23 protein-coding genes are annotated in these 22,260 nt (G+C 36.0%); 11 read left to right on the top strand and 12 right to left on the bottom strand.

The genetic code is table 11. The annotated features are described in order from the left end of the window. Nucleotides 1-24: 24 nt before the first annotated feature. Both M2372_RS09855 and M2372_RS09850 read left to right on the top strand, forming a co-directional pair. Complete coding sequence (locus tag M2372_RS09855) at nucleotides 25-402, top strand: hypothetical protein (RefSeq protein WP_123319162.1); 378 nt, start codon at nucleotides 25-27, stop codon at nucleotides 400-402. A gap of 194 nt (nucleotides 403-596) precedes the next feature. Beyond that, a complete protein-coding gene (locus M2372_RS09850; RefSeq protein WP_228455685.1) occupies nucleotides 597-938 on the top strand; it encodes a CinA family protein in 342 nt (113 codons plus the stop codon). A 206-nt stretch (nucleotides 939-1,144) separates the two neighbouring features. Here M2372_RS09850 and M2372_RS09845 read toward each other — a convergent pair whose 3' ends face one another. After that, nucleotides 1,145-1,933, bottom strand: a complete 789-nt coding sequence (locus M2372_RS09845; RefSeq protein ID WP_228455684.1) for an AraC family transcriptional regulator — start codon at nucleotides 1,931-1,933, stop codon at nucleotides 1,145-1,147. An 84-nt stretch (nucleotides 1,934-2,017) separates the two neighbouring features. Here M2372_RS09845 and M2372_RS09840 point away from each other — a divergent pair, with 84 nt between their 5' ends. Continuing rightward, on the top strand, nucleotides 2,018-3,154 hold the full coding sequence (locus tag M2372_RS09840) for an Atu1372/SO_1960 family protein (protein WP_123319160.1): 1,137 nt from the start codon (nucleotides 2,018-2,020) through the stop codon (nucleotides 3,152-3,154). A 376-nt stretch (nucleotides 3,155-3,530) separates the two neighbouring features. On the opposite strand, the gene M2372_RS09835 is transcribed toward M2372_RS09840, so the two are convergent. Then, nucleotides 3,531-4,961 carry a PLP-dependent aminotransferase family protein gene (locus M2372_RS09835; RefSeq protein WP_123319159.1) on the bottom strand — a complete coding sequence of 477 codons (1,431 nt, stop codon included), beginning with the start codon at nucleotides 4,959-4,961 and terminating at the stop codon, nucleotides 3,531-3,533. Between the two features lie 100 nt (nucleotides 4,962-5,061). Between M2372_RS09835 and M2372_RS09830 the strand changes: the two genes are divergently transcribed. From M2372_RS09830 to M2372_RS09820, 3 genes are all read left to right on the top strand, one after another. After that, a complete protein-coding gene (locus M2372_RS09830) occupies nucleotides 5,062-5,517 on the top strand; it encodes a cupin domain-containing protein (RefSeq protein WP_123319158.1) in 456 nt (151 codons plus the stop codon). A 140-nt stretch (nucleotides 5,518-5,657) separates the two neighbouring features. Then, the gene (locus tag M2372_RS09825; protein WP_115972519.1) at nucleotides 5,658-6,542 is read left to right on the top strand and encodes a dihydrodipicolinate synthase family protein; all 885 of its coding nucleotides are present in this window, start codon (nucleotides 5,658-5,660) and stop codon (nucleotides 6,540-6,542) included. Nucleotides 6,543-6,551: 9 nt separating this feature from the next. Further along, nucleotides 6,552-6,785 carry a thioredoxin family protein gene (locus tag M2372_RS09820; RefSeq protein WP_123319157.1) on the top strand — a complete coding sequence of 78 codons (234 nt, stop codon included), beginning with the start codon at nucleotides 6,552-6,554 and terminating at the stop codon, nucleotides 6,783-6,785. A gap of 52 nt (nucleotides 6,786-6,837) precedes the next feature. Here M2372_RS09820 and M2372_RS09815 read toward each other — a convergent pair whose 3' ends face one another. Beyond that, a complete protein-coding gene (locus tag M2372_RS09815) occupies nucleotides 6,838-7,344 on the bottom strand; it encodes a pyridoxamine 5'-phosphate oxidase family protein (RefSeq protein ID WP_123319156.1) in 507 nt (168 codons plus the stop codon). Nucleotides 7,345-7,828: 484 nt separating this feature from the next. Between M2372_RS09815 and M2372_RS09810 the strand changes: the two genes are divergently transcribed. Then, entirely contained in the window at nucleotides 7,829-8,626 is a 798-nt protein-coding gene (locus tag M2372_RS09810; RefSeq protein ID WP_123319155.1) for an AraC family transcriptional regulator, read from the top strand. A gap of 64 nt (nucleotides 8,627-8,690) precedes the next feature. Beyond that, complete coding sequence (locus M2372_RS09805; protein WP_123319154.1) at nucleotides 8,691-9,644, top strand: nitrilase family protein; 954 nt, start codon at nucleotides 8,691-8,693, stop codon at nucleotides 9,642-9,644. A gap of 176 nt (nucleotides 9,645-9,820) precedes the next feature. Here the strand turns inward: M2372_RS09805 and M2372_RS09800 are convergent, their stop codons facing one another. Both M2372_RS09800 and M2372_RS09795 read right to left on the bottom strand, forming a co-directional pair. Next, complete coding sequence (locus tag M2372_RS09800) at nucleotides 9,821-10,072, bottom strand: hypothetical protein (RefSeq protein ID WP_123319153.1); 252 nt, start codon at nucleotides 10,070-10,072, stop codon at nucleotides 9,821-9,823. 57 nt (nucleotides 10,073-10,129) lie between these two features. Further along, nucleotides 10,130-10,315, bottom strand: a complete 186-nt coding sequence (locus tag M2372_RS09795) for a hypothetical protein (RefSeq protein ID WP_123319152.1) — start codon at nucleotides 10,313-10,315, stop codon at nucleotides 10,130-10,132. A 198-nt stretch (nucleotides 10,316-10,513) separates the two neighbouring features. Between M2372_RS09795 and M2372_RS09790 the strand changes: the two genes are divergently transcribed. Together M2372_RS09790 and M2372_RS09785 are read left to right on the top strand one after the other, a co-directional pair. Next, complete coding sequence (locus M2372_RS09790; RefSeq protein WP_123319151.1) at nucleotides 10,514-10,780, top strand: DUF4468 domain-containing protein; 267 nt, start codon at nucleotides 10,514-10,516, stop codon at nucleotides 10,778-10,780. Between the two features lies 1 nt (nucleotide 10,781). After that, nucleotides 10,782-11,324 (top strand): DUF4468 domain-containing protein, encoded by a 543-nt coding sequence (locus tag M2372_RS09785; RefSeq protein ID WP_185018784.1) that lies wholly within the window; start codon nucleotides 10,782-10,784, stop codon nucleotides 11,322-11,324. A 112-nt stretch (nucleotides 11,325-11,436) separates the two neighbouring features. Here the strand turns inward: M2372_RS09785 and pdeM are convergent, their stop codons facing one another. From pdeM to M2372_RS09755, 6 genes are all read right to left on the bottom strand, one after another. Beyond that, a complete protein-coding gene (gene pdeM, locus M2372_RS09780; RefSeq protein ID WP_123319149.1) occupies nucleotides 11,437-12,081 on the bottom strand; it encodes a ligase-associated DNA damage response endonuclease PdeM in 645 nt (214 codons plus the stop codon). Nucleotides 12,082-12,151: 70 nt separating this feature from the next. Next, nucleotides 12,152-12,754, bottom strand: coding sequence for a 2,3-diphosphoglycerate-dependent phosphoglycerate mutase (locus tag M2372_RS09775; protein ID WP_123319148.1), 603 nt, complete (start codon nucleotides 12,752-12,754; stop codon nucleotides 12,152-12,154). A 124-nt stretch (nucleotides 12,755-12,878) separates the two neighbouring features. Further along, entirely contained in the window at nucleotides 12,879-15,311 is a 2,433-nt protein-coding gene (locus tag M2372_RS09770; protein WP_123319147.1) for a ligase-associated DNA damage response DEXH box helicase, read from the bottom strand. A 1-nt stretch (nucleotide 15,312) separates the two neighbouring features. Continuing rightward, nucleotides 15,313-16,893 carry an ATP-dependent DNA ligase gene (locus M2372_RS09765; protein WP_123319146.1) on the bottom strand — a complete coding sequence of 527 codons (1,581 nt, stop codon included), beginning with the start codon at nucleotides 16,891-16,893 and terminating at the stop codon, nucleotides 15,313-15,315. After that, the gene (locus tag M2372_RS09760) at nucleotides 16,890-17,912 is read right to left on the bottom strand and encodes a ligase-associated DNA damage response exonuclease (RefSeq protein WP_123319145.1); all 1,023 of its coding nucleotides are present in this window, start codon (nucleotides 17,910-17,912) and stop codon (nucleotides 16,890-16,892) included. Before M2372_RS09760 ends, M2372_RS09765 begins: the two co-directional genes overlap by 4 nt. Before the next feature lie 468 nt (nucleotides 17,913-18,380). After that, a complete protein-coding gene (locus M2372_RS09755; protein WP_123319144.1) occupies nucleotides 18,381-19,835 on the bottom strand; it encodes a S41 family peptidase in 1,455 nt (484 codons plus the stop codon). Between the two features lie 252 nt (nucleotides 19,836-20,087). Between M2372_RS09755 and M2372_RS09750 the strand changes: the two genes are divergently transcribed. Then, nucleotides 20,088-20,891 carry an AraC family transcriptional regulator gene (locus M2372_RS09750; RefSeq protein ID WP_123319143.1) on the top strand — a complete coding sequence of 268 codons (804 nt, stop codon included), beginning with the start codon at nucleotides 20,088-20,090 and terminating at the stop codon, nucleotides 20,889-20,891. A 207-nt stretch (nucleotides 20,892-21,098) separates the two neighbouring features. Here M2372_RS09750 and M2372_RS09745 read toward each other — a convergent pair whose 3' ends face one another. Continuing rightward, the gene (locus M2372_RS09745; RefSeq protein WP_123319142.1) at nucleotides 21,099-22,175 is read right to left on the bottom strand and encodes an SDR family oxidoreductase; all 1,077 of its coding nucleotides are present in this window, start codon (nucleotides 22,173-22,175) and stop codon (nucleotides 21,099-21,101) included. Nucleotides 22,176-22,260: the final 85 nt, after the last annotated feature.

Here is a 22,260-nt window from a genome sequence, read left to right as displayed (position 1 = left end):
CTAACAACTAATAACTTTTTATATATGGTATTTGAAAATGACACTTTACAGCATTCTGAACTGAATGATAAAAATAATGTGATTGAAAATGAGTCTTTATTTCCGAGTATTATCAATTCATATGGAGTGACAGCCTTTCTGATTAAGTCTTTAGAAAAGGTGAAAAAAAATGCAAAATGTGAGATATTAAAAAATACTATTGATAACTATATAAAAGAATATATTCTGCATATCCGTGAATTTCATATTAGAAATGTAATAGTTATTTCTGATATGGATACTGAAATAAGAATTGACAATCCATCCTTTACTTTATATGCCAAAACTGCTTATTATAAAGTATTGAAAGAAGAAGAATCTATTAATAAACTGCTTAATATGCTGGAACATGGTAAGAAATAAACAGTGTTTCTTTTAATTACCTATAAAAACACCTTCACACCAATCCTCTTCAATATATTTATTATAAAAGAGCACTTTTTACCTTTATAGATCCTGAAATTGTTGTGGTAGCTAGCCAAAAGTAATTTTTATCTCCATGACCTTTAAAAATAAATGTGCAGAAACCCTAATCAAATTTTTTAAATAATAATGTTATGGAATTTCAAAAAAATCTTCTCGACTATATAAGCCATTGCCTGATGACGGCAGATGAAACCATTTCTGTCGCTGAAAGTGTAACATCAGGATGTTTACAACTGGCTTTTTCACAAATGCCTAATGCTTCTTTACTATACAAAGGTGGAATGACTACCTATACTTTACCAGAAAAAGTAAGATTATTAAAAGTAAACAAGAAAGAGGCTGAGGAATGCGAATGCGTTTCGGAAAATGTTGCAAAAACCATGGCATTACAGGTAGCTAATCTTTTTGAATCTGACTGGTTGGTCTATTTCTACAACGGGCTATTGTACCCCAATCCGCAACTCATCCTATAAAATCTTTGCCTATTTCTCATTTTCCTATAAAGGAGAGATCATTCTTACTAAAAAACTGGAACTACATCCCAAAACTCAAGCTCTGAATGCCCAGCTTTATTATACAGAGTTTATTTTAGGATGCTTTAAAAGTGAGCTCAACAGGCTTTTAATTTTAAAATAAATTTTCTTTTAAAAACTGAAGCAGAATCAGCAATATAAAAGCTTTAGCTTTTTGGCACTTTAGGTTTTGCTTTCATCACAGCAAAATACGATGAGGTAAAGGCAGAAAGACTTTGATAACCTACTTTATATGCCACTTCACTTAAAGTAAACTGTTGCATATCAATTAACTCAATACTTTTTAAAATCCGGGTCAGCTGAAGGTATTTTTGCAGGGTAATTCCTGTTTCATTCTTAAAAATTCTCTGCAGACTTCGAATTGACATCTGAGCCTTAGCCGCGAGAGCATCAATATCCAGGTTATATTTAAAACTGGAATTGATATCATTACACACAGGAATCAGTCTGGTGTCTTTGGGTATAGGAATTTCCAAACCATTACTTTCTTTACAAAAGTTAGGAAGACTTCTTAGAATTGCTTTAAAGAAAATATCCTGCTCTTCATTTTCAACCAATGATTGGTTCCATTTTGAAGCATAAAGCAACATTTCTTTTAAAACGGGAGGAACCGCAAATACGTGGACATTCTGATAGAACTCTTCTTCGAACACCGATTTAAATAAAAAAGCCATTAGATTAACCGTTTTTGCTTCGGAAGTAATTTTATGGGCTCTTCCGGAAGGAATCCAGATTACATGATGCTGGGGAACAAGGTAGATTTTCTGATCAATATGAAAATACTGATAGCCATCTTCCACAAAAGTTAACTGAGCACGATTGTGAACGTGCTCATAATCATCATGTTTCCAGTCTTTTTCACACCAAACATACGCTTCTTTTTCAATGGTGTCTACAAACTGGCTCTCTGTTTTTTCAATCAGGCCGCATTTCATACTGTCGTTTTGTATATATTTTTTGGCAAATTTAATAAAAACGCCATTATTAATTTTGTATTATTAATTTATATACTCTTCAGAATGAAAAAAATATGTTCTTTTTTTATTTTAATTTTACTATTTAACACCACACAGATTATGGCACAGAATAAAGCTAAAATATTGGTTCTTATCCATTCAGATAACGGTGGAACTTATGAACTTGCAAAGGAAATTGCCAAGGGCATTGAGAGTGAGAACAACGCAACTTCTTATATCAAACTGGTAAAGCCATCGCAGAATCCAAGCTTAAAGGGCCTTCCTGTTGCAACCATAGATGAACTTCCTAGTTATGATGGAATTGCTTTCGGATCACCAGTTTATTTCGGAAATATCAGTACTGGCATGAGTGAGTTTTTATCTAAAACCGTTCCGCTTTGGACCAATCATGCTTTGGAAGGAGTTCCTGCAAGCGTTTTTATGTCTGCAGGAAGCGGGGCAGGAAAAGAATTGGCTCTTCAGGCCTTCTGGAACAGCCTTGCCGTGCATGGAATGATTTTAGTTTCTAATGGTATCCGCGGAACTGAAGAGCTTAATAAAGCTATTCCACAAGGAAATTCGGTATTAGGAATTACCACAATGGCTTCTCTGAAAGATGTTGAACGCCCTACCAAAGGAGAGAGAACTCTGGCCGAACTTCAGGGGAGAAATTTTGCAAAAGTATCATTGGCGTTGAAAGATACCCGTCCGAAAAAAACAACTTCCATCGTTGAAAATCACCAGAATTTTAATGAAATTTTAAAACAAAAGAATATTGTTCTTCCACAAGTTCCCAAACCTGCAGGAAGCTACCAGCCCTTTGTACGTTCCGGAAACCTTGTTTTCATCAATCAGGTTGCTTTAAAAGACGGAAAGATCTTAAATCCAGGAAAGTTAGGGGTAGATGTTACCGAACAACAGGTAAAAGAGGCTACCAAAGCTACTATGCTGAATGTTCTGTCTGTTCTTAACGAAGCTGTAGGCGGTGATCTGGGCAGAGTAAAACAATGTGTACAGCTTACCGGCATCTTCAATACAAAAGATGATTATACCCAACATGCGGATCTGATGAACATAGCTTCTAACCTTACAGCTGAGGTTTTTGGTGATAAAGGAAAGCACGCGAGAGCAACATTTGGAGCTTCTTCTATTCCTGTGAATTCTTCCGTGGAGATTCAGGCTGTTTTTGAAGTGGAGTAGTTGTTTTCTCGCGGATTTCACAGATGATGTGAATAAAAATATAACTAGCTGATAGCGCAGATCTTATGTATTTGCGCTATTTTTTTGTATCTCGCAGATCTTGCTGATTCCGCAGATTTTCAACCACGGATTTCACGGATTGGCACAGATGATTATGTAAAATAATAATCATGAAATTATAAAACAGAAGAATAAGATCTGCGTTATTTGCAGGATCTGCGAGACTTTTTTATATCTTGCGGATCTTGCTGATTCAGTAGATTTTTAACCACAGATTTCACGGATTGGCACAGATGATTATGTAAAATAATAATCATGAAATTATAAAGCAGAAGAATAAGATCCGTATTATTTGCGGGATCTGCGAGAACTTCTATTAAGAAAACTGTTTAAAGATTTCAGCTATAATCGGTATGCTTTGTTCCAGCTGTTCTTCTGAGACTGAACCATAGCTTAATCTGAACCCATTGATATAATTCCTGCTGTATTGTTTTGGATGAATGATCTTGATGTTTTTTTCCAAGAGTAATGCCGTCACTTTATCCCAATCTAATGTTTCTTTTGGAATAATCCAAAATGCCAATCCGCCTTCAGGTAGAGTAAAATGGGCAACCACTTTCATATATTTAGTTAAAAGACCATATACAAAATCTCTTTTATTTTTATAGTGAGCTGTTGCTTTTCTGATGTGTTTCTTTACCGCTCCTTCTTTGATGAGCTGCAAAACGGCCTGTTCCATGATAACATCTCCATGTACATCAATGATCTTTCTTAAGCTTCCTATTTTTCGCAGTAAATCCAGGTTCTTTGTTGCCAGATAGCCAATCCTTAATGCCGGAGCTACCACCTTACTTAAGGTTCCTACATAGACATAATTACTGAGTTCAGGAAAGCTTGAAATAGGCAGGATAGGGCGATATCCGAAATGAAATTCATTATCATAATCATCTTCGATAATGGTAATATTATGTTGATTAGCAAGCTCAATCAGTTTTAGTCGTCTTGATAAGCTTAAAGTAACCATTGTAGGATACTGCCTGTGAGGAGTGATATAAATGGCTTTGATATTCTTATGCTGGGTTAAAAGCTTTTCTATAACCTCTACATGAATACCGTTTTCATCTACAGGCACAGGCAGAAGCTTTGCTCCTGCGTACTCAAAAGCCTGCCATGCCGGCTGATAACCCGGATCTTCTACAATAATGCAGTCCCCGGCAGTTAAAAGACTCTGAGCTGTCAGAAACATTGCCATCTGGCTTCCTCTTGTAATGGATATTTCATGTTCATTAATCTGCATGCCCCGTTGATGGTTCAGCATCTGGGAAATCATTTTTCTGAATTCTATATCTCCATGCTCATCTCCGTATCCCATCATCTGCCATTTCGCTTTGATTCCGAAGATCTGTCGATAAGCTCTTGCCAGTTCGGTAACAGGAGCTATTTTGCTGTCTGGGTGACCATCATCGAAATTAATCATAACACCTTGAACAGTTGTGGGATGATCCAAAGCATCAGAAGCTCTTCTTATCCTTTTTTCATGCAAAGCAGGAAGCTGTTCTGAAACAAAGATGCCTTTTCTTTCTTTAGAAATTACCCATTCTTCATTGAGTAAAACCTGATAAGCTTCCACCACCGTATTTCTATTAATTTTCAGCATCATTGCCAGATTTCTGCTGCCTGGAAGGGCATCACCGGGCTTCAGTCTTCCTGAACGGATATCTGCAATAAGGGTATCTGCAATTTGTAGATAAACTGCTTTATCAAGCTTTTTATCAATTTCGAATTCTAATTTCCAAGGTCGTAACATCTGGACTATCTATTTATATAAAAACTGAATCATTTAAACAGTCCAAATATAGAATAATTTTGTCATGCAATAAAGCACAGAACTTTAAAATTTTAAAATCATGGACAAAAAAGAGTTCAGTTCAAAAGACTTTCACGAAACGTATGCAAGACCAAAGTATGTAAAGCCTGGCCATTTAATTCATAAAAATGTAGAAAACGCAGGAGAGCATAATCAGTTTTCAACAGAAAGAAAGCATCCGGTTTTCTTTGTAGATCTTCCAAGCAAAAATGTAAGTATGACAATTGGTGGCTTACTTCCGGGACAGCAAACCAACAGACATCGCCATACTTACGAAACTGTATTGTTTGTTATGGAAGGAAAAGGCTGGACAGAAGTGGAAGATGAAAAAGTACATTGGGAAGCCGGAGATGCCGTTTATATTCCCTCATGGGCATGGCATAAGCACCAAAACCTGAGCAATACGGAACCTGCAAAATATATTGCCTGTGAGAACGCTCCTCAACTGCAAAACTTAGGAGTTGCGCTGAGAGAAGAAGAAGGCAGGGATCTTTAATCCCAATGATTTAAACCATTAAGAGACCATCTTTGCCGATTTTACTGACCACGGATATGATTTTTTTTCAAAGTGAAATTTTACCTAGACTTAAACCTCTCTTAATGGTTAATTATTTTTAATTTTTAAACAAACAAAACATGAAAAATGTGCCATTTAAAGGGATTATAGCTTATCCCATAACACCTTTTGATGAAAATGAAAAAGTAGATATTCCTCTTTTCAAACGCTTGGTAGAAAGACTGATTACTTCAGGAAGCCACGGTATTGCTCCATTGGGAAGTACAGGGGTAATGCCCTATCTGTCTGATGAAGAAAAGGAAGAGGTTACAGAAGCGACGTTACAACAGGTAAAAGGAAGAATCCCGACTCTTGTAGGGGTTTCCAATCTTACCACAGAGAAAACGGTTCATCATGCTCAATTTGCGGAGAATGCAGGGGCTGATGCAGTGATGATTATTCCTATGAGTTACTGGAAACTCACAGATGATGAAATTGTAACGCATTATGATGCTGTTGCCCGTAAGATTTCTATCCCGATTATGGCTTACAATAATCCGGCAACAAGTGGAGTAGATATGTCTCCATCTCTTTTGAAAAGACTGCTTGAAATTCCTAATGTAACCATGATTAAAGAAAGTACAGGAGATATTCAGAGAATGCATTATCTGAGAAGAGAACTGGGAGAGGACGTGGCTTTTTATAACGGTTCAAACCCTTTGGCTCTGGCTGCATTTTCTGCTGGTGCAAGAGGCTGGTGTACTGCCGCACCCAATCTTATTCCTGAGCTTACTATCAGTCTGTATAATGCGGTTGAAGAGGGTAATCTTGAGAAAGCAAAAACTATTTTCTATCAACAGTTCGATCTTTTAAAATTCATTGTCAGCAAAGGATTGCCACGAGCTGTGAAATCTGGTCTGAATATTCTGGGTGAAGATGGCGGGAATTTGAGAAGTCCTTTAAAACCTTTACATGAAAAAGAAACAGAAGAATTAAAAAATATTATGAAAACCCTTATTAATTAGTACAATCTTATGAAAAAATCCATTTTTTATCATGCAGGATGTCCTGTATGTATCAGTGCAGAACATGATATTATCAGCCTTATAGGGTTAGAAAATGTTGAAATTATCCACTTGGGTAATGAAAAAAATAAAATTGAAGAGGCCGAAAAAGCAGGGGTGAAGTCTGTACCTGCTTTGGTAACACCTGGCGGAAACGTTCTTCATATTAATTTTGGAGCCTCTATAGAAGATGTGAAAAATTAGCATTATTAATATTGTATAAACGGCCCAATTTACTGGGCCGTTTTTTATGGTATTAAATTATAGCATTTCCTTCTACACCATCAGCATTATTAGTTTTATGGCCTGTTATTGCTGAAGCCACAAAACTAAAGAGGCTTACCAGTTTCCCAGCTTTGGTATCCCAATAATAGGTTTCTTTAGGTTCTACACGGATGATGGTAACATTGGGGTCATCTTTTCCGTCAAACCAGGCTTTTGCAAGAGGTGACCATTTTTCTTCTATTGTTTGTTTATCTTTATAAACAGAAGCTTTTCCATATACTGAAAGATACTGAGCGTCTTTATTGTTCATGAAAAACAGTTGTACTCTCCGGTCTTCTTTTATTTCAAAATTCTTATTGCTGGTTCCACTACTGATAAACCAGAGGTTTCCGCTGTCATCTGTCTCCTGTAAGGTCATAGGTCGGGAATTGACAGGTACCGTTTCCAGTTCCGTACAAAACATACATATTTTAGCATTTTCTGACAGTTCTTTGATCTTTCTAATCGCTTCGAGATGGGTTAAATTGTGTGTTGACATCGTATTATATTTTAAGTGATTGGTTGAATAGTAAAGAGTTCTATAGAAAATAGAATCATATCTGTTAAAACATTCAAATACCTGACCAAATGGGATAAAAATGTGGTACCTGTGCTTAAGTTTAACATATACTTTACAAATTTTTTGTAATTGTTGGAAAACGCAAGGTCGCAAAGATTTTAAACAATATGCCTATTTTAAGGCGCAAGAAAATCAAAGATTCTCAGCAAGAGTTCCGCAGACTTTTATTAATGCTGTATCCTGTAAACTTATATACAGAATATTTGCTGTTATAAAAAGAGATGAATCTTTTGTAAATTTAACAAGATATAATTTACATACATCTTAGAGTACATTATGATTTTATTCGTGTATCCGTGGCTAAAAAAATATTATGAATCCTTGACAATAATACATTCTAATTTGTTGCATTTTCTTCCATATTATCAGCATTCTGTGGTAAAAATTTTACGTACATTTGAATATGCAGATTTCACCTCCAAAATATCTGGCCCCCTTCATCCGGCATTATCTCTTTTTGGAAAGCAATGAAAAGGATATCAAGAACGTCAGGTTATTTACTGATGGCAGTACCGGATTGATTTTATCTGCTAATATGCATCTGTATTCTCATCTTTCCGGAGACCAAATGCCCCTTTCATTTTTTTACGGAAGTTTGAACAGCTATAAAGATTTTTATTCAAAAGGTACATTTTCATTCATAGCCGTCGTTTTTCAACCTTACTTTTTAAATATTCTCCTGAAAATTTCTGCAAAAGAGGTCAGAAACCAAATTATTTCTGTTGAAGATGTATTGAAAGATAAGTTCCAGCCTTTTCAGGAAAAACTTTTTTATAAAACAGATCCTTTGACCCTTATTGCTGATCTGAATGCCTTCTTTATGAAATTTTTATTTGAGGAAGTTGGCCCCGATTACCATTTAATAGCTGCTGTTCAGCAATATATCCTTCAGCATAAAGGTGTTGTCCCTTCAAAAGATCTGGAAAAATTCACCGGATACTCTGAACGTCATCTGGAACGGAAATTTGAAGATTCTATAGGACTATCTCCTAAAAAATACAGTAATATTATCCGGCTTCATTATTTCCTAAGTCTTATAAATCAAGGAATGACTAATGAAAATATGACTTTGCTTTCTTATTATGCAGGGTATTCCGACCAATCCCATCTGATCCGAGAATTTAAAAAAAATGTGGGATTAACTCCGGGACAATATGCTAAAACGAAAAATAAAATGGCGGTCAACTTTATTGAATTATAATCCTCATGTCGGTTTTATACAATTTTTCTTTGGCAGACTGAAATAGATTTGCTGAAAAAAAACAATGAATATTAAAATTTCAACGGCACAGTTTGAAAACAAAAGTGGAGATAAGGAATATAACTTATCTGTTATTGAAAAACTAGCTCAAAAAGCTTCTTACGAGGGCTCTGATGTAATTGTTTTTCACGAATGTTCCATCACAGGATATACTTTTGCCCGAAAACTTTCCAAAGATCAGCTTCTGGATATTGCTGAGTTTATTCCTGATGGTGAAAGTATTCAAAGGCTACAGCAGATCGCGAATCAATATAATATCACAATTCTGGCAGGACTTTTTGAAAAGGATGAAAATAACAATCTTTTCAAAGCGTATGTATGCGTAGATAAAACAGGATTGAAGGCAAAATACAGAAAATTACATCCTTTTATCAATCCTCATCTTAGTCCGGGTAATGAATATTGTGTATTTGAAATTCTGGGATGGAAATGCGGTATTCTGATCTGCTATGATAATAATATTATTGAAAATGTAAGAGCGACCAGACTTCTGGGTGCTGATATTATTTTTATGCCTCATGTTACCATGTGTACGCCTTCCACAAGACCGGGAGCGGGTTTTGTAGATCCCCAGCTTTGGGAGAACAGGGTAGAAGATCCTACGTCTTTACGTCTGGAATTTAATGGAATGAAAGGGAGAGACTGGCTGATGAAATGGCTTCCCGCCAGGGCTTATGACAATGGAGCTTATATTGTTTTTTCAAATCCTATTGGGATGGATGATGACCAGCTTAAAAATGGATGTTCTATGATTATTGATCCTTTTGGTGATGTTATTGCAGAATGTTGTTCGTTTGAGGATAGTTTTGAATCGGCTGTTATTATTCCTGAAAAACTTACTCAGGCAGGAGGATACAGATATCTGAATGCAAGAAGACCGGAACTTTACAGAGAAATTATAGGGCAGGAACATTCATCTGTACAGAAAGTAGTATGGCTGAATGAGGAAGAAAGTTAAACAATCATTTTATGATAGAAAAATAAAGATATAATAAATAAATCAGGGCAGATCTTCGATCTGCCCTGATTTATTTTAACTTGACGCAAAGTTTATATTATTATGCTGCTTTATTTTAAGGGCAGTAAAGTTATAGGAATCAATAAGTTGATTTTGACTAAGCTAATGATATAATCTTACAATCTTGGTCTGTCTGGTTTTGTTGGATCAATGGTCTCGTCTGGATTATCAGGTTTGATGGGTTCTGTCCCCTTAGAAGTAGATAATTTTATTTTAGTGGAATCTATTTTTACCCCTTGTTTACTTAAATTCGCATCAATTTTCATGGCCGCATCTTTCGGAGTAACATTTTCATCTCGTTCAGAAGAGCAGGAGTGAAGTGCAAATACGATAGCAATACTTGCTACTAAAATAACTAGTTTTTTCATGGTAATTGTTTTATATTAAGGTGTAAAAATACTAATTAATAGATGATATTAAAAATACTACCAAGGTTTATCTGATTTTGTTGGATCAACGACCTCATTTGTATTTGAAGCCTTGCTTTTGAATTTTTGTTTTGTATCAATTTTTGTGACTGTCTCCTGCGAAATAATATTTCCTGTCCGCTCAGAAGAGTAGAAATGAAACGAAAATACAATAACAGTACTTAAAGTAACTAATTTTTTCATAGTAATTGTTTTACAATAGGTTGTGAAAATACTATTAATCTATAATATTTCACTATGTATTTTATGCATTTATTAATTCACAATATAACAGATAACTCTTAAATGAAATTTCTTTTAAACCTATCATAAATAAAGATTTACGATAAACCGTGAAATTGTAAATAACTTATATTTCTATATTTGTGGAAAAATTAATACATGAAAAGACTTTATGCGTTTCCAATTTTGTTTTTCAGCATTATTGTGTTTTCTCAGGAATTAAAATTTGAGGAAGTCATTCAAACGGATTCAAGTTTAACAAAAGAAGAACTTTTTAGCAGAGCAAGAACTTGGGCAGGGCAGAATTTCAAATCAGGCAAAAATTCAATAACAACTGAAGAAAAGACTGGAGCGAAAATTAAATTATTAATAGCTCAATTAATAGATGTAATGAAGAAATCAAATGAAACTAATAACGATTGGTAAGATGAAAAATATATTAATGATTGGAGTGCTACTTTTTGGAACCTTACTAAGTGGGCAGGAGTTAAAATATGAAGAAGTAGTTACTGTAGATTCTACAGCAACGAAAGATGAATTATACAACCGCGCACGAAATTGGATTGGTAGTAATTTTAATAAAAAAACAAGTTCAGTTGAAGTTGAGGATAAAGTTCTTGGAGAAATTAGTGCCAGTGGAATAATAGAATATAGGAATAAGAAAAGTTATTTTGGATCTGGATGTGTTGAAGGACCTATTAGGCTAACATTAAGTATTTACCTGAAAGATGGGAAGTATAAATATTCGTTTCACACATTTGATCATCAAGGCTCTGGAGGCTATGGATGCAGGAAAACGGACTATGGTATTATAACTACTGCTGAAAAAGCGCCAAAGCCCACTTGGGGAGAGCCAAATGAAAAAGCATGGAACGATTTAAAGGATGTAATTGACATGAATGTGCAGCTGAATATAAAAGATCTAAAGGAAGCAATGAACAAAAAGCACGAAACAAGTAACGACTGGTAATATAAAAAGGAGATCTTAAATCTCCTTATAATTTTTTTATAATCACTGATCAGAATTGTAACTTATCAAATTATAGTAGGTATTTAGAAATTAAACTCTTTCATTTAAAAAATCAAACTTCATAAATCTCAGCATCAGTAAACACAAAAAACCTGCTGTTTTTAGGAAGATTTTTCGTGTCCAAACCTGTAAATTCACTGAATGCGGGAAGTAACAGCTGGTTTTCACTAATTGCAAAACAGGGAAGTCTGATTCTTTTTACAGCAGAATTTAAAACAACTCCAGGGTGAATATGACCGGTGATCTGAAACCCGGATCTTTCCTTATCAAAATCATGAATGAAAGTAAACATCCCCAATTCTAATAATGAGGCTTTAAAATCCAGACAGAGCTTTTTCTCCAAGGCTTCTGAAATACGGTCATGATTTCCCTCAATAAGATAAAACTGTAAATCAGGATACTGATTTCTCCATTGACAAAATTCATCCACATCAGAATTGTCACCGGCATGAAGTAAATCGCCAACAACGATAAATTTTTCAGGCTGAAAATATTCAATCAATGCGGATAATCTCTGCAGATCACTTTTCATAATATGATTGGCTACTGCAATACCGTTTTTACGGAAATGAGCCGTTTTACCTATATGGAGATCAGAAAGAATCAGAGCTTTTTCTTTTTTCCAAAATACAGCACGCTGATTGGTAAGGGTAAAGCCCTCATTCTGAATGGTAATTTCTTTAAGGGTTATAAACACGGTGGATCAGTTCAGGGTTTTGGGATTAAAATGTAACGTTTCGTACTCAAGGTTCTTTTAATAATAATTATTATTCTTCTCTTCTGCTTACATGAAAATTTTCATCAAAAATATAAGTGATCGGAATTCCGGTTGCAATTTCTCTTTCCAGAATTTCGTCAGGAGACAGGTGCTCCAGATACATGATGAGTGCACGAAGGCTATTTCCATGAGCAACAATCAGTACATTTTCATCTTTTTTCAGGAGAGGAGCAATTTCCTTTTCGAAATAAGGAATCACCCTGTTATAAGTATCTTTAAGGCTCTCTCCACCCGGTGGAGCCACATCATAAGAGCGGCGCCAGGTATAAACCTGTTCATCTCCGTATTTCAATGCTGTTTCGGCTTTATTAAGACCTTCAAGATTTCCGTAAGAGCGTTCATTCAAAGCTTTATCCATCACAATAGGAATATTGGGTTTTCCTATTTCATCAAGAATGATGGAAAGGGTATGTTTTGCTCTGAGTAATACCGAAGTAAAGGCAATGTCTATTTTTTCTTTTTTTAAGGCAATTCCTACATTTTTTGCTTCTTCAATTCCTGTTTCTGTAATATCGATATCCTGCCATCCCGTGAATCTGTTTTCAAGATTCCAGAGCGACTGTCCGTGACGGACTAAAAACAATTTTGCCATTATTTGAATTTTTTACTCTTCTAAGAAGATACTCTAAGTTACGAAATTATTGAAATTTTATCGCTATAAAAAGAAACATTTTTTAACCCCTTTAAAGCTGATAATGATCATCAGTAAAGGGGTTTCAAAGTTTAAGCATTCTTTTAATTCTTGCATCCAGCCCTTCACTGGAAAGGGTCTGTCTAAGGCTGTCTACCTTGATTGGGAAACTTAAAGGAGTAAAAGAACGGGAATGTTTTAAAATAACCGTAGATTTTTCAATTCTTTTAAAAGCTTCCACAAGCCGTTGTTCCTGGAGCTGCATGTTAAAAACTTCGGTGTAGGCTTGTCTGATTAAAAAATGCCCAGAATCATAGTCCTCCAGTACTTTAAAAATCAATCCGGCTGAACTCTGTAATGATTTATTGGATCGTTGTTTCCCTGCATAATTTTGAATCACCATCCCGGAAATCACTGCAATATCTCTGAATTTTCTTCTTGCCATTTCAGCAGAATTGATGCTGGCAATCACATCGTTCATCAGGTTATCCCTGGTTAGGATCTGTTGCAGATTATCATCATTCAAAGGAATTTCTTTATCACTGAACAATTCAAATCCGTAATCGTTCATTGCCATTGAAAAGGAAATAGGCGCTAATTTTGAGATACGGTAAGCAATTAATGCAGCCATCACTTCATGTACCAGACGACCTTCGAAAGGGTACATAAACAAATGATATCCTTCACGGTTTTTGATCATTTCCACCAGAAATTCATTTTCCTGGGGAATATGAGAGTTTTCTTCCTGATTGATTAAGAGCGGATGCAGGAACTTCAATTCTTTTTCTGAAGCCTTCGGGTTTAAAGCATGGGAAAGCTTTTCTCTTAAAAAATGTCCAAGATCAGAACTTAAAGGCAGCCTTCCGCCAAGATAACTTGGAACCAGAGCTTTTCCTTTTGCCGATCTTACATAAACGGTCATATCTTTAATCATCGCTACCTCCAGAGTTCGGCCTGCCAGAATAAACCTTTCTTCTTTTTTCAGCTTGGAAATAAAATATTCTTCAATCATTCCTACATAACCGCCGGAAATAAACTTGACCTTCAACATGGCATCGCTAACAATGACTCCCATATTCATACGGTGAAGCATGGCTATTTTTCGGGAAGTTACCTTGTACAAACCATCTTCCATAATCACCACTTTATGGAACTCTTCATAGTTTTTTAAAACACTGCCGCCAATGGTGAGAAATTCAAGGATGCTTTTCCATTCTTCTTCCATGATTTCCTGAAAAGCATATACTTTTTTAATTCTTTCGTAGGTTTCATCAGGATAAAAACCGTTTCCAACAGCTAAAGTCATCAGGAACTGAACCAAAACATCAAAACACAGAACCACAGGTTCTCTGGGTTCCACTACTTTCTGTTTTACAGCTTCTTTTAAGGCGGATACTTCAATCAATTCTAAAGAATGGGTAGGAACACAATAGATCTTAGAGGTTTCAAAAGGGGAGTGCCCGCTGCGTCCGGCCCGCTGAAGAAATCTGGCTACTCCTTTTGCTGATCCGATCTGAATCACTGTATCAACAGGTTTAAAATCTATTCCAAGGTCTAATGATGAAGTGGAAACAACAGCTTTTAATTTTCCTGAGCTCAGGTTTTCTTCGATCCAGATTCTTAAATGGGCATCAATGGAACTGTGATGGATTGCAATCTGTCCTGCAAAATCAGGATAGGCGTCCAATAATAGCTGATACCACATTTCACTCTGACTTCTTGTATTGGTAAAAACAATGGTAGATTTTGAGTCTAAAATAATAGGAACTACTTTATCTGCGAGTTTATGCCCAAGGTGCCCGGCCCATGGTAATATTTCAACTTCATCCGGAAAGACAGGGATAATATCTATTTTTTTATGTTCTTTGGCTGTGATTTTCGTTTTCTTAATATCATATGGAATCAGAATATCCATTGCTTCATCCAGGTTTCCAATGGTAGCCGTAATTCCCCAGATTTTTATTTTGGGGACATATTTCCTAAGCTGTGATATTCCCAGTTCTATCATGACACCTCGTTTTGAACCTAGTAATTCATGCCATTCATCCACTACAACAGATTTCATATCCCTGAAAAAGTTCTCATGGTTTTTCTGAGCGAGCAGAAGGTGGAGACTTTCAGGGGTTACCACAAGGATTTCAGGCATCTTTTTTACCTGCTGCTGCCGGACTTTAGGATCCGTATCGCCATTTCTTACACCTACCACCCAATCTAACCCGATTTCGTCCATGGCTTCCTGCATGGCTTTGGCTATATCCTTGGATAAAGACCGAAGTGGTGTAATCCATACCATTTTAAGCCCTTTTTTATAACTTTCAGGATGGTTGAGAAAATCGGTGACCAATGCTAAAAAAACAGAAAAGGTCTTCCCAAATCCTGTAGGCGCAACAACCATACCGCTGTATCCGCTTCCGAATTTCCGCCATGTATCGGTCTGAAATTTAAATGGGGACATATCCTTATCTTTCATCCACTGCTGAATGATAGTAAATCCATCGGTATTTTCAAAAGCTGCCACTTTATTGTATTAATTTTTTGATTTCTTCGAGGGTATCAATTTCATCCACAGTTTTATCTTTCCGCCATCTTACAATTCTTGGAAACCGAAGTGCTACACCGCTTTTATGACGGTTACTGAATCCGATTCCTTCAAAAGCAATTTCAAAGACAAGCTCTGCTTTTACGGTTCGTACGGGTCCGAATTTCTCAACCGCATTTTTAGTCACAAATTTACTGACCTCCATTATCTCTTTATCAGTCAATCCTGAATAAGCTTTCGCAATGGTCACCAATTTATCTTCGTTTTTCACAGCAAAAGTATAATCAGTGTAATAGGCACTTCGCCTGCCACTTCCTTTTTGGGCATAGATCAGTACCGCATCAATGGTAAAAGGATTGATTTTCCATTTCCACCAGTCGCCCTTTTTTCTTCCGGCATGGTAAGGTGAGCTTTTTTGTTTTAGCATTAAGCCTTCACTGTTTATTGCTCTTGAGTTCTCCCGGATCTCGTTCAGCTCTTCCCATTCTTCAAAATCAATACGCTGCGAAAGCTTTATATTTTCTGTATTTTCATTCAATAATAATTCTTCCAACAGGGCCCTTCTTGCTACAATGGGTTTGTCTCTCAAATCATTGTTCTCCAGTTCCAACAGATCGTAGGTAAATACTTCTATCGGGATTTCAGTAAGCATTTTTCTGGTTAAAGTTTTTCTGTTTAATCTTTTCTGTAATTCATTGAAATTTAAAATTTTACCATCCTTTACTGCAAGTATTTCTCCATCTAAAACAAAGTTTCCTTTCATCATCTTTACAGCTTCTGTAATCTCAGGAAACTGGTCTGTGACAAGTTCTTCGCCTCTGGACCAGATAAAAACTTCATCATTTCTGCGGATGATCTGTCCGCGAATGCCATCCCATTTATATTCTACCTGCCATTCATCGGGCTGTCCCAATTCTTCAAGATTCTTTTCAAGAGGATAGGCCAGACAGAAAGGATAGGGTTTGGAATTATCAGGATTGATATTTTCAGCTGAAATTAATTCTTTAAAAGATGTTTCATCAGGTAGCCATTTTCCCATTAAACTGTGCATCAGTGTACTGGATTCCTGCCCGGAGAATTTTGTCAACGAATTGATCAATGTTTTGTCTGACACTCCAATTCTAAAACTCCCACCAATTAGTTTATTGAAAATTAAGCGTTCTGTATAATCCAATCCGTTCCATGAATGGAGTACGAATTCTTTTTTATCTGTTTCTTTTTTATCTTTTAAATCAATAATATCCTTCATCCACTGAGAAAGACCACGTTCAATTTTTTTCTGTGGCGGCGGAAGGATCAGCGAAAGAGTTTCTCCAAGGTCCCCAACAGAGGAATAGCTTTCCTGAAAAAGCCACAAAGGAAGTCCTGTGATTTCCAATGCCCATTCTTTCATAAGATTGGTATTAACATTTCTTTTGGGCCTTTTTCCTGTGAACAGTGCAATAAACCATACTTTATCTTCATCCGGAGCACGCTCCAGATAATCAATGATAGCATCTATTTTAGCATTGGTTTTATTGGTGGTTTCCAAGGCGTTGATAAGATCTGCAAAATGTCTCATGATTCAGAATTTTCAATGGTTTCTTTTTCTGATACTTCTTCATCTTCACCAAACAGCGTTTCTACAACATCTGCTTTAATCCCGGTTTCATTCAGGTATTTTGAAAATACCTCTGTCTGCCCGTGGGTCACATGTACAAGCTCTGCTTCTGTAGCTTTTACTATCTGCAGTAGGCCTTTCCAATCGGCATGATCGCTCATGGCAAATCCGGCATCTGCACTGCGCCATCTTCTGGCCCCGCGAACCTGCATCCACCCTGAACATATTGCCGTAGCAGGATCAGGAATTTTTTTGATCACATTACTGTCTAGCAAAGCCGGGGGAACAATAACAATTTCATGCTCCATCTCTTTCGGACGTTCTCTGAAATCGCCAATAGTATATTCAGGAAGATTGATTCCTACCGCTTCAAAGGCTTCATTAAGTTTTCCAATAGAGTAGTGAACATAGAGTTTACCCAGTCCTTCTACAGCTTTCATAATACGCTGGGCTTTTCCTAGAGAATATCCAATGAACACTGAGGTTTTGCTGTTTTCCTGGTTTTTCAATACCCAGTTCTGAAGCTTATTATTAAGATCATCTACTTCCAGCCAGTTATAAATAGGCAGTCCGAAAGTACTTTCTGTAACAAATTCATTACACTTCACCAGTTCAAAAGGAGTGCTCAGTCCATCTTCCTGAACTTTATAGTCTCCGGAAATGACAGTCACAAATCCTTTGTATTCTAATCTTATCTGTGCAGAACCAATAATATGTCCGGCAGGATGAAGCGAAACATTTACACCATTAATATTGGTCTTCTCACCATATTCCACGCTCTGGCATTCAATATCCTTTCCAATTCTTTGATATAAAATAGGTTTGGTAAAATGGTGACAAAGATATTTCTTCATTCCCCAGCGGGCATGATCGGCATGTCCGTGAGTAATAATTGCCATATCTACAGGCCTCCATGGGTCTATATAGAATTTTCCCTGAGGACAGTAAATTCCTTTTTTGGTAAATGTGATTAGCTTCAATGGTGTGATTGGTTTGTATAAAATGCTTCAAAAACTTAACCAATTTACAATAAACTGTTTATTTTTTTATAGTTCAAAGTTAAATATAATCGATGTTTTGATTGAAAATATGTAATTGGAAAACGAAGTCGTGCGGGTTTTTCAGTAGATTCTGTTTCTAAACGCATAAGGATTTTATCTGCGATAAAATTGTAGACGGCTGATGATTGCCACTAATTCACGAATATTTTTGTTTGTTAATAACGCAATATGTCATTCCGTAGGAATCTAAACTATGTGTTAAATTCCCAATGTAAAAAGCAAAAATTTTATGAATCATACTATTTATTAAGTTTTGGCTAAAGCCAATGGAATTTGGGTTATTTAAATAAATTAGCTAAAGTCTGTTTCTATTGAATTCACATTTAGAGAACTCTGAATCATATAGAGAAAAAAACAAGCTGTTTCATCTTGAAACAGCTTGTTTTGTTATTTTGCATTTAACACTTCATTTACATACTCAATCCATTGATGTTCCGGAATGGTCGTATCTATAAAATAATCCGGTTGAATTCCTTTTCCGTCTATGGCCATGTCCGGAATACGGAAGCTTTTTGAGAGGCTGTACCCGAATTTGATATCGTTGCATGGAGAAGTAACGTAATACATATTTGAAATATCCAGCACTCCAGCAGTTGTTGTTCCAAAAAGTTTAACCTTTTTACTTTGTTTTGAGGCCAGTAAAAATTCTTCAGCAGTACTTCCGTTTCCTTTATTGATAATGATTCCTACGTTTTTCGGATAAGGATAAATGGTATCAAGTTTATCAATGCCTACTGTGTTGTCATCCTCCTGTAAAGAAACAAACTGTCCTAATTTTGCATTTAATTTATCGTAAGATTTTTTCAGAAACTCTCTGTCTTCTTTTGATATTCCATATTTTTCATAGTTCTCATAAAGAAACATCATTCTTTGATTATTCAGTTTGGTAGAATAAAATTGTGTTCTGACAGTTCTGATAGGGTTGGTATAAAGATAGGGGGTGATATTCTTATAACTGGAATCATTTCCGCCACCGTTGTTCCGGATATCAATAATCAGATTTTCAGTGCTTTCAATTTTTGTTTTATTAGCTGCAATTACACTGTCAATATTTTTTTTCAAGGCTCCGTTAAAAGAGGGAATTCTCAAAAGAAGGGTCGTCTTATTCAGCTCTTTTAAAAAAGGTTTCTGGGCCATAGCTGCTTCATAATAGGTTTCAACTCCTTCTTCACGTTCAAACTTCGGAGAAATTCTTTTTAAGGTAAAATCTCCGATTTCCAGATAATTTTTGCCCACAAAATGAATATTATTCACCTCCTGTTTGGTTTTATCTCTTACATAAAAAACACCTGTTGTTTTATCAGAATTGATGATCAGCTTTACTTCATTAGGTTTCCAATTTTCAGCACCTGACTTAATAATAAAGCCTTTGTAAGTATCTCCAAACTTTTTAATTCCTATAGTATAAGGAACAGTCTCCCAAATTCCTTCCAGGTCAGACTCTTTTTTAGATTGAATTTCTTTTTTAAACTTTTCAAGATCTACCTTTACAAGATCAGATTTTATTGTTTCCTTAGCCTGAGGTTGAGGCTGTGCCTGCTCTTTATTACTTTCTATTTTTGAAATTGAAAAATGGCCGGATCTGAAAAACTTGAGCCAATCATAAATTGTCTGGTTACATTCTGTATCTGATTTTATATTTCGTATTTTGTTAAGAAATTCATTATTGTGAGCCTGATAAGCCGGAACTCCTTTTTTATCAATAACATACTGAAAACCGGCATCATTTTCCTCGAATGTTTTTTTCACCCACTGATAATTACTTTCACATGTACAATTCTGGGCAAAGGTCCAGGCAGAAGATGTGACAAGAATTAAAACGAGTGTTTTAATTTTAATCATAAATTAGTTTTTATTTTTGAAAGATACGAATCTAAACAATAATCCAATTGTTCTATTATCTTATTTCACTTCTAAAAGTTAGCTTTTGAACAATAAAACAATGAGCTTTTGATATGGGATGCTTAATTCAAATGAGGGAGTATCAAGAACTCTGAAGGAAAGATATTAGGCGCCGTTGCGTCTTCGGGCGGAACTCCAGAAAAGGATAAAGAAATTGCAGGTGCAATGGGTTAAATTTCAGATATTTGTTAGATGGAAAAGACTTCTGAGATCATATTTGATAAACTTGTGTATTCATGTGCTTTTGAGTCTTATAAAGGACATGAAGAATTTATTCCTGATCATTTTTTAGGATTTCAACTGTCGGGAGAAACGCATGCCTTCCATGAACAGGGCAAAACTGTAATTAAGGAAAATACAGTAGTTCTGGTAAGGAAAAATCAACTTATCAGGACGATGAAATATCCTTCAAAGAATGAAAAGTATCAGTTTCTTTCCATTACCCTGGATACAGATACCCTCAGACAGTATTCTGCAGAAAATAAAATAATGGCAGATCTTCCATTTTCTGATCAGCAAAAACTGTTTTTTGAACCGGATGCTTTTTTTAAGACCTATTTTATGTCACTTATCCCTTATGTTGATAAAACAAAAGGCATCCCGCCAAGATTGGCCGCTTTAAAAGTAAAAGAAGCTATAGAACTTCTTCTGCAGATTAATCCTGATTTAAAAAACCTCTTATTTGATTTCTCGGAACCTCATAAAATTGATCTGAAGGAATTTATGAATAAGAATTTTATGTTTAACGTATCTCTAGAATCTTTTGCCAAGCTTACAGGACGTAGTCTTTCCGGATTTAAGCGTGATTTTAATAAGCTCTTTAACATGAGTCCAAAACAATGGCTGAAAGAAAGAAGATTAAAGGAAGCCTATTATTTAATTAAAAATAAGGAAAAACGGCCGTCAGATATTTATCTGGACCTGGGGTTTGAAAATCTGTCTCATTTTTATTTTTCATTCAAACAGAAATTTGGAGTTACAACCACTGAAGTATAAGATAGAAACACAATAAATATAGGCTACACCAGCTGCTGAAAATAAAAATATCAAATTTTATAATAGGCTGAAAAGACACAGAGGTTTTACTTACCTTGTGAATACTAGAATATTCCGCTCAAGATGTGATTTTCAGCAAACTTACACCTTATTTTTAGCCACGAATGCACGAATGATTTTTATTCGTGCATTCGTGGCGATTATTTTTTATGGGATTATATTTTCAGCTCGCAGCCTTTCAAATACTTCTGTAAAAGAATCTTCTGTACTTTTATATGCGGTAAATCCTAAGTTTCTGCTTTTTGACATATCACACATTACTTCAAGAGGTCTTCCAAGATCCAGATCGGTGTGCCATGCTGATGATAAACGGCTTAATCTGTTCTCTTTCAGACTGTATTTTTCTGCAATAGCTTCCCAGGTTTCCTGATCATTTTCCAGTTCTTTTTCCAGAGATCTTATGGTTCCGCTGAAACCTTCAGCCTCTATATCAAACCAGTCTGCCAGTCTTTTCCAAAGCCATTTCCATCGGAAAACATCTCCATTCGTAATATTGAACGCCTGATTCTTTGCAGCTCCCGTATCAGATGCCCAAACCAACTGTTTAGCCAGTATTTTAGCATCCGTTATATCAGACACCCCATTCCATTGTGCTTCTGATCCGGGCCAGATGAATTTTCTTCCTGTTTCTTTACAGATACTGGCATAGACTGCGAGGGTTGCAGCAATATTCATTAGGTTTCCAACAGCATATCCTACAACGGTATGAGGCCGGTGAATACTCCATGTAAAGCCATCTCTTTCTGAAGCTTTGTAAATTTCATCTTCCTGAGCATAATAGAAATTAGGAAGCGGAAGCCTAGGGTGTTCTTCACGAACAGGAGTTTCCGGTAATATCCCATTCTGAACATAAGCTTCGAAAGGTCCCAGATAATGCTTCAGTCCGGTTACTAAAGCAACATGCTGAACCGATTTTTTAAGAGATAAAACGTTAAGAAGGTTTCTGACAAGAGCACTGTTGATCCGGATATTTTCTTCTTCGGTATCATTCCGCATCCAGGTTGTAAAATAAATATGAGTAGGAGAGAGGTCTGCCAATACCTCAATCAGGCTGTTCTCATCCAGTAAATCAGCTTTGATGGAACGAAGGCCCGGGATATTCTCATTTGGGTTTCTTGACAGCCCATAGGTTGTCCAGCCCTGTGCAATAAGTTCTTCTGCAAGATTACTTCCTGTAATTCCGGTAGCACCAACTACCAATGCAGTTTTCTGTGTATTTTCCATAAGTATTGTAAAAATTCTCTGACAAAATTATGGACATACGTTTCCTTTTACACTTGATCTGGATCATGCGTTTGAGTTGATCTGG

Origin of the sequence: Chryseobacterium sp. BIGb0232, from assembly GCF_024810195.1 — a bacterium.
In the GTDB taxonomy this organism is placed as follows: Bacteria; Bacteroidota; Bacteroidia; order Flavobacteriales; family Weeksellaceae; genus Chryseobacterium; species Chryseobacterium pennae.
Note: the sequence above shows the minus strand (reverse complement) of the source record. Positions and strands in the feature narration are given on the sequence as shown.

Bases quoted from the DNA above. Each gene is read 5' to 3' on its own strand.
- M2372_RS09855 (WP_123319162.1), top strand. From the start codon at position 25: ATGGTATTTGAAAATGACACTTTACAGCATTCTGAACTGAATGATAAA.
- M2372_RS09850 (WP_228455685.1), top strand. From the start codon at position 597: ATGGAATTTCAAAAAAATCTTCTCGACTATATAAGCCATTGCCTGATG.
- M2372_RS09845 (WP_228455684.1), bottom strand. From the start codon at position 1,933: ATGAAATGCGGCCTGATTGAAAAAACAGAGAGCCAGTTTGTAGACACC.
- M2372_RS09840 (WP_123319160.1), top strand. From the start codon at position 2,018: ATGAAAAAAATATGTTCTTTTTTTATTTTAATTTTACTATTTAACACC.
- M2372_RS09835 (WP_123319159.1), bottom strand. From the start codon at position 4,961: ATGTTACGACCTTGGAAATTAGAATTCGAAATTGATAAAAAGCTTGAT.
- M2372_RS09830 (WP_123319158.1), top strand. From the start codon at position 5,062: ATGGACAAAAAAGAGTTCAGTTCAAAAGACTTTCACGAAACGTATGCA.
- M2372_RS09825 (WP_115972519.1), top strand. From the start codon at position 5,658: ATGAAAAATGTGCCATTTAAAGGGATTATAGCTTATCCCATAACACCT.
- M2372_RS09820 (WP_123319157.1), top strand. From the start codon at position 6,552: ATGAAAAAATCCATTTTTTATCATGCAGGATGTCCTGTATGTATCAGT.
- M2372_RS09815 (WP_123319156.1), bottom strand. From the start codon at position 7,344: ATGTCAACACACAATTTAACCCATCTCGAAGCGATTAGAAAGATCAAA.
- M2372_RS09810 (WP_123319155.1), top strand. From the start codon at position 7,829: ATGCAGATTTCACCTCCAAAATATCTGGCCCCCTTCATCCGGCATTAT.
- M2372_RS09805 (WP_123319154.1), top strand. From the start codon at position 8,691: ATGAATATTAAAATTTCAACGGCACAGTTTGAAAACAAAAGTGGAGAT.
- M2372_RS09800 (WP_123319153.1), bottom strand. From the start codon at position 10,072: ATGAAAAAACTAGTTATTTTAGTAGCAAGTATTGCTATCGTATTTGCA.
- M2372_RS09795 (WP_123319152.1), bottom strand. From the start codon at position 10,315: ATGAAAAAATTAGTTACTTTAAGTACTGTTATTGTATTTTCGTTTCAT.
- M2372_RS09790 (WP_123319151.1), top strand. From the start codon at position 10,514: ATGAAAAGACTTTATGCGTTTCCAATTTTGTTTTTCAGCATTATTGTG.
- M2372_RS09785 (WP_185018784.1), top strand. From the start codon at position 10,782: ATGAAAAATATATTAATGATTGGAGTGCTACTTTTTGGAACCTTACTA.
- M2372_RS09775 (WP_123319148.1), bottom strand. From the start codon at position 12,754: ATGGCAAAATTGTTTTTAGTCCGTCACGGACAGTCGCTCTGGAATCTT.
- M2372_RS09765 (WP_123319146.1), bottom strand. From the start codon at position 16,893: ATGAGACATTTTGCAGATCTTATCAACGCCTTGGAAACCACCAATAAA.
- M2372_RS09755 (WP_123319144.1), bottom strand. From the start codon at position 19,835: ATGATTAAAATTAAAACACTCGTTTTAATTCTTGTCACATCTTCTGCC.
- M2372_RS09750 (WP_123319143.1), top strand. From the start codon at position 20,088: ATGGAAAAGACTTCTGAGATCATATTTGATAAACTTGTGTATTCATGT.
- M2372_RS09745 (WP_123319142.1), bottom strand. From the start codon at position 22,175: ATGGAAAATACACAGAAAACTGCATTGGTAGTTGGTGCTACCGGAATT.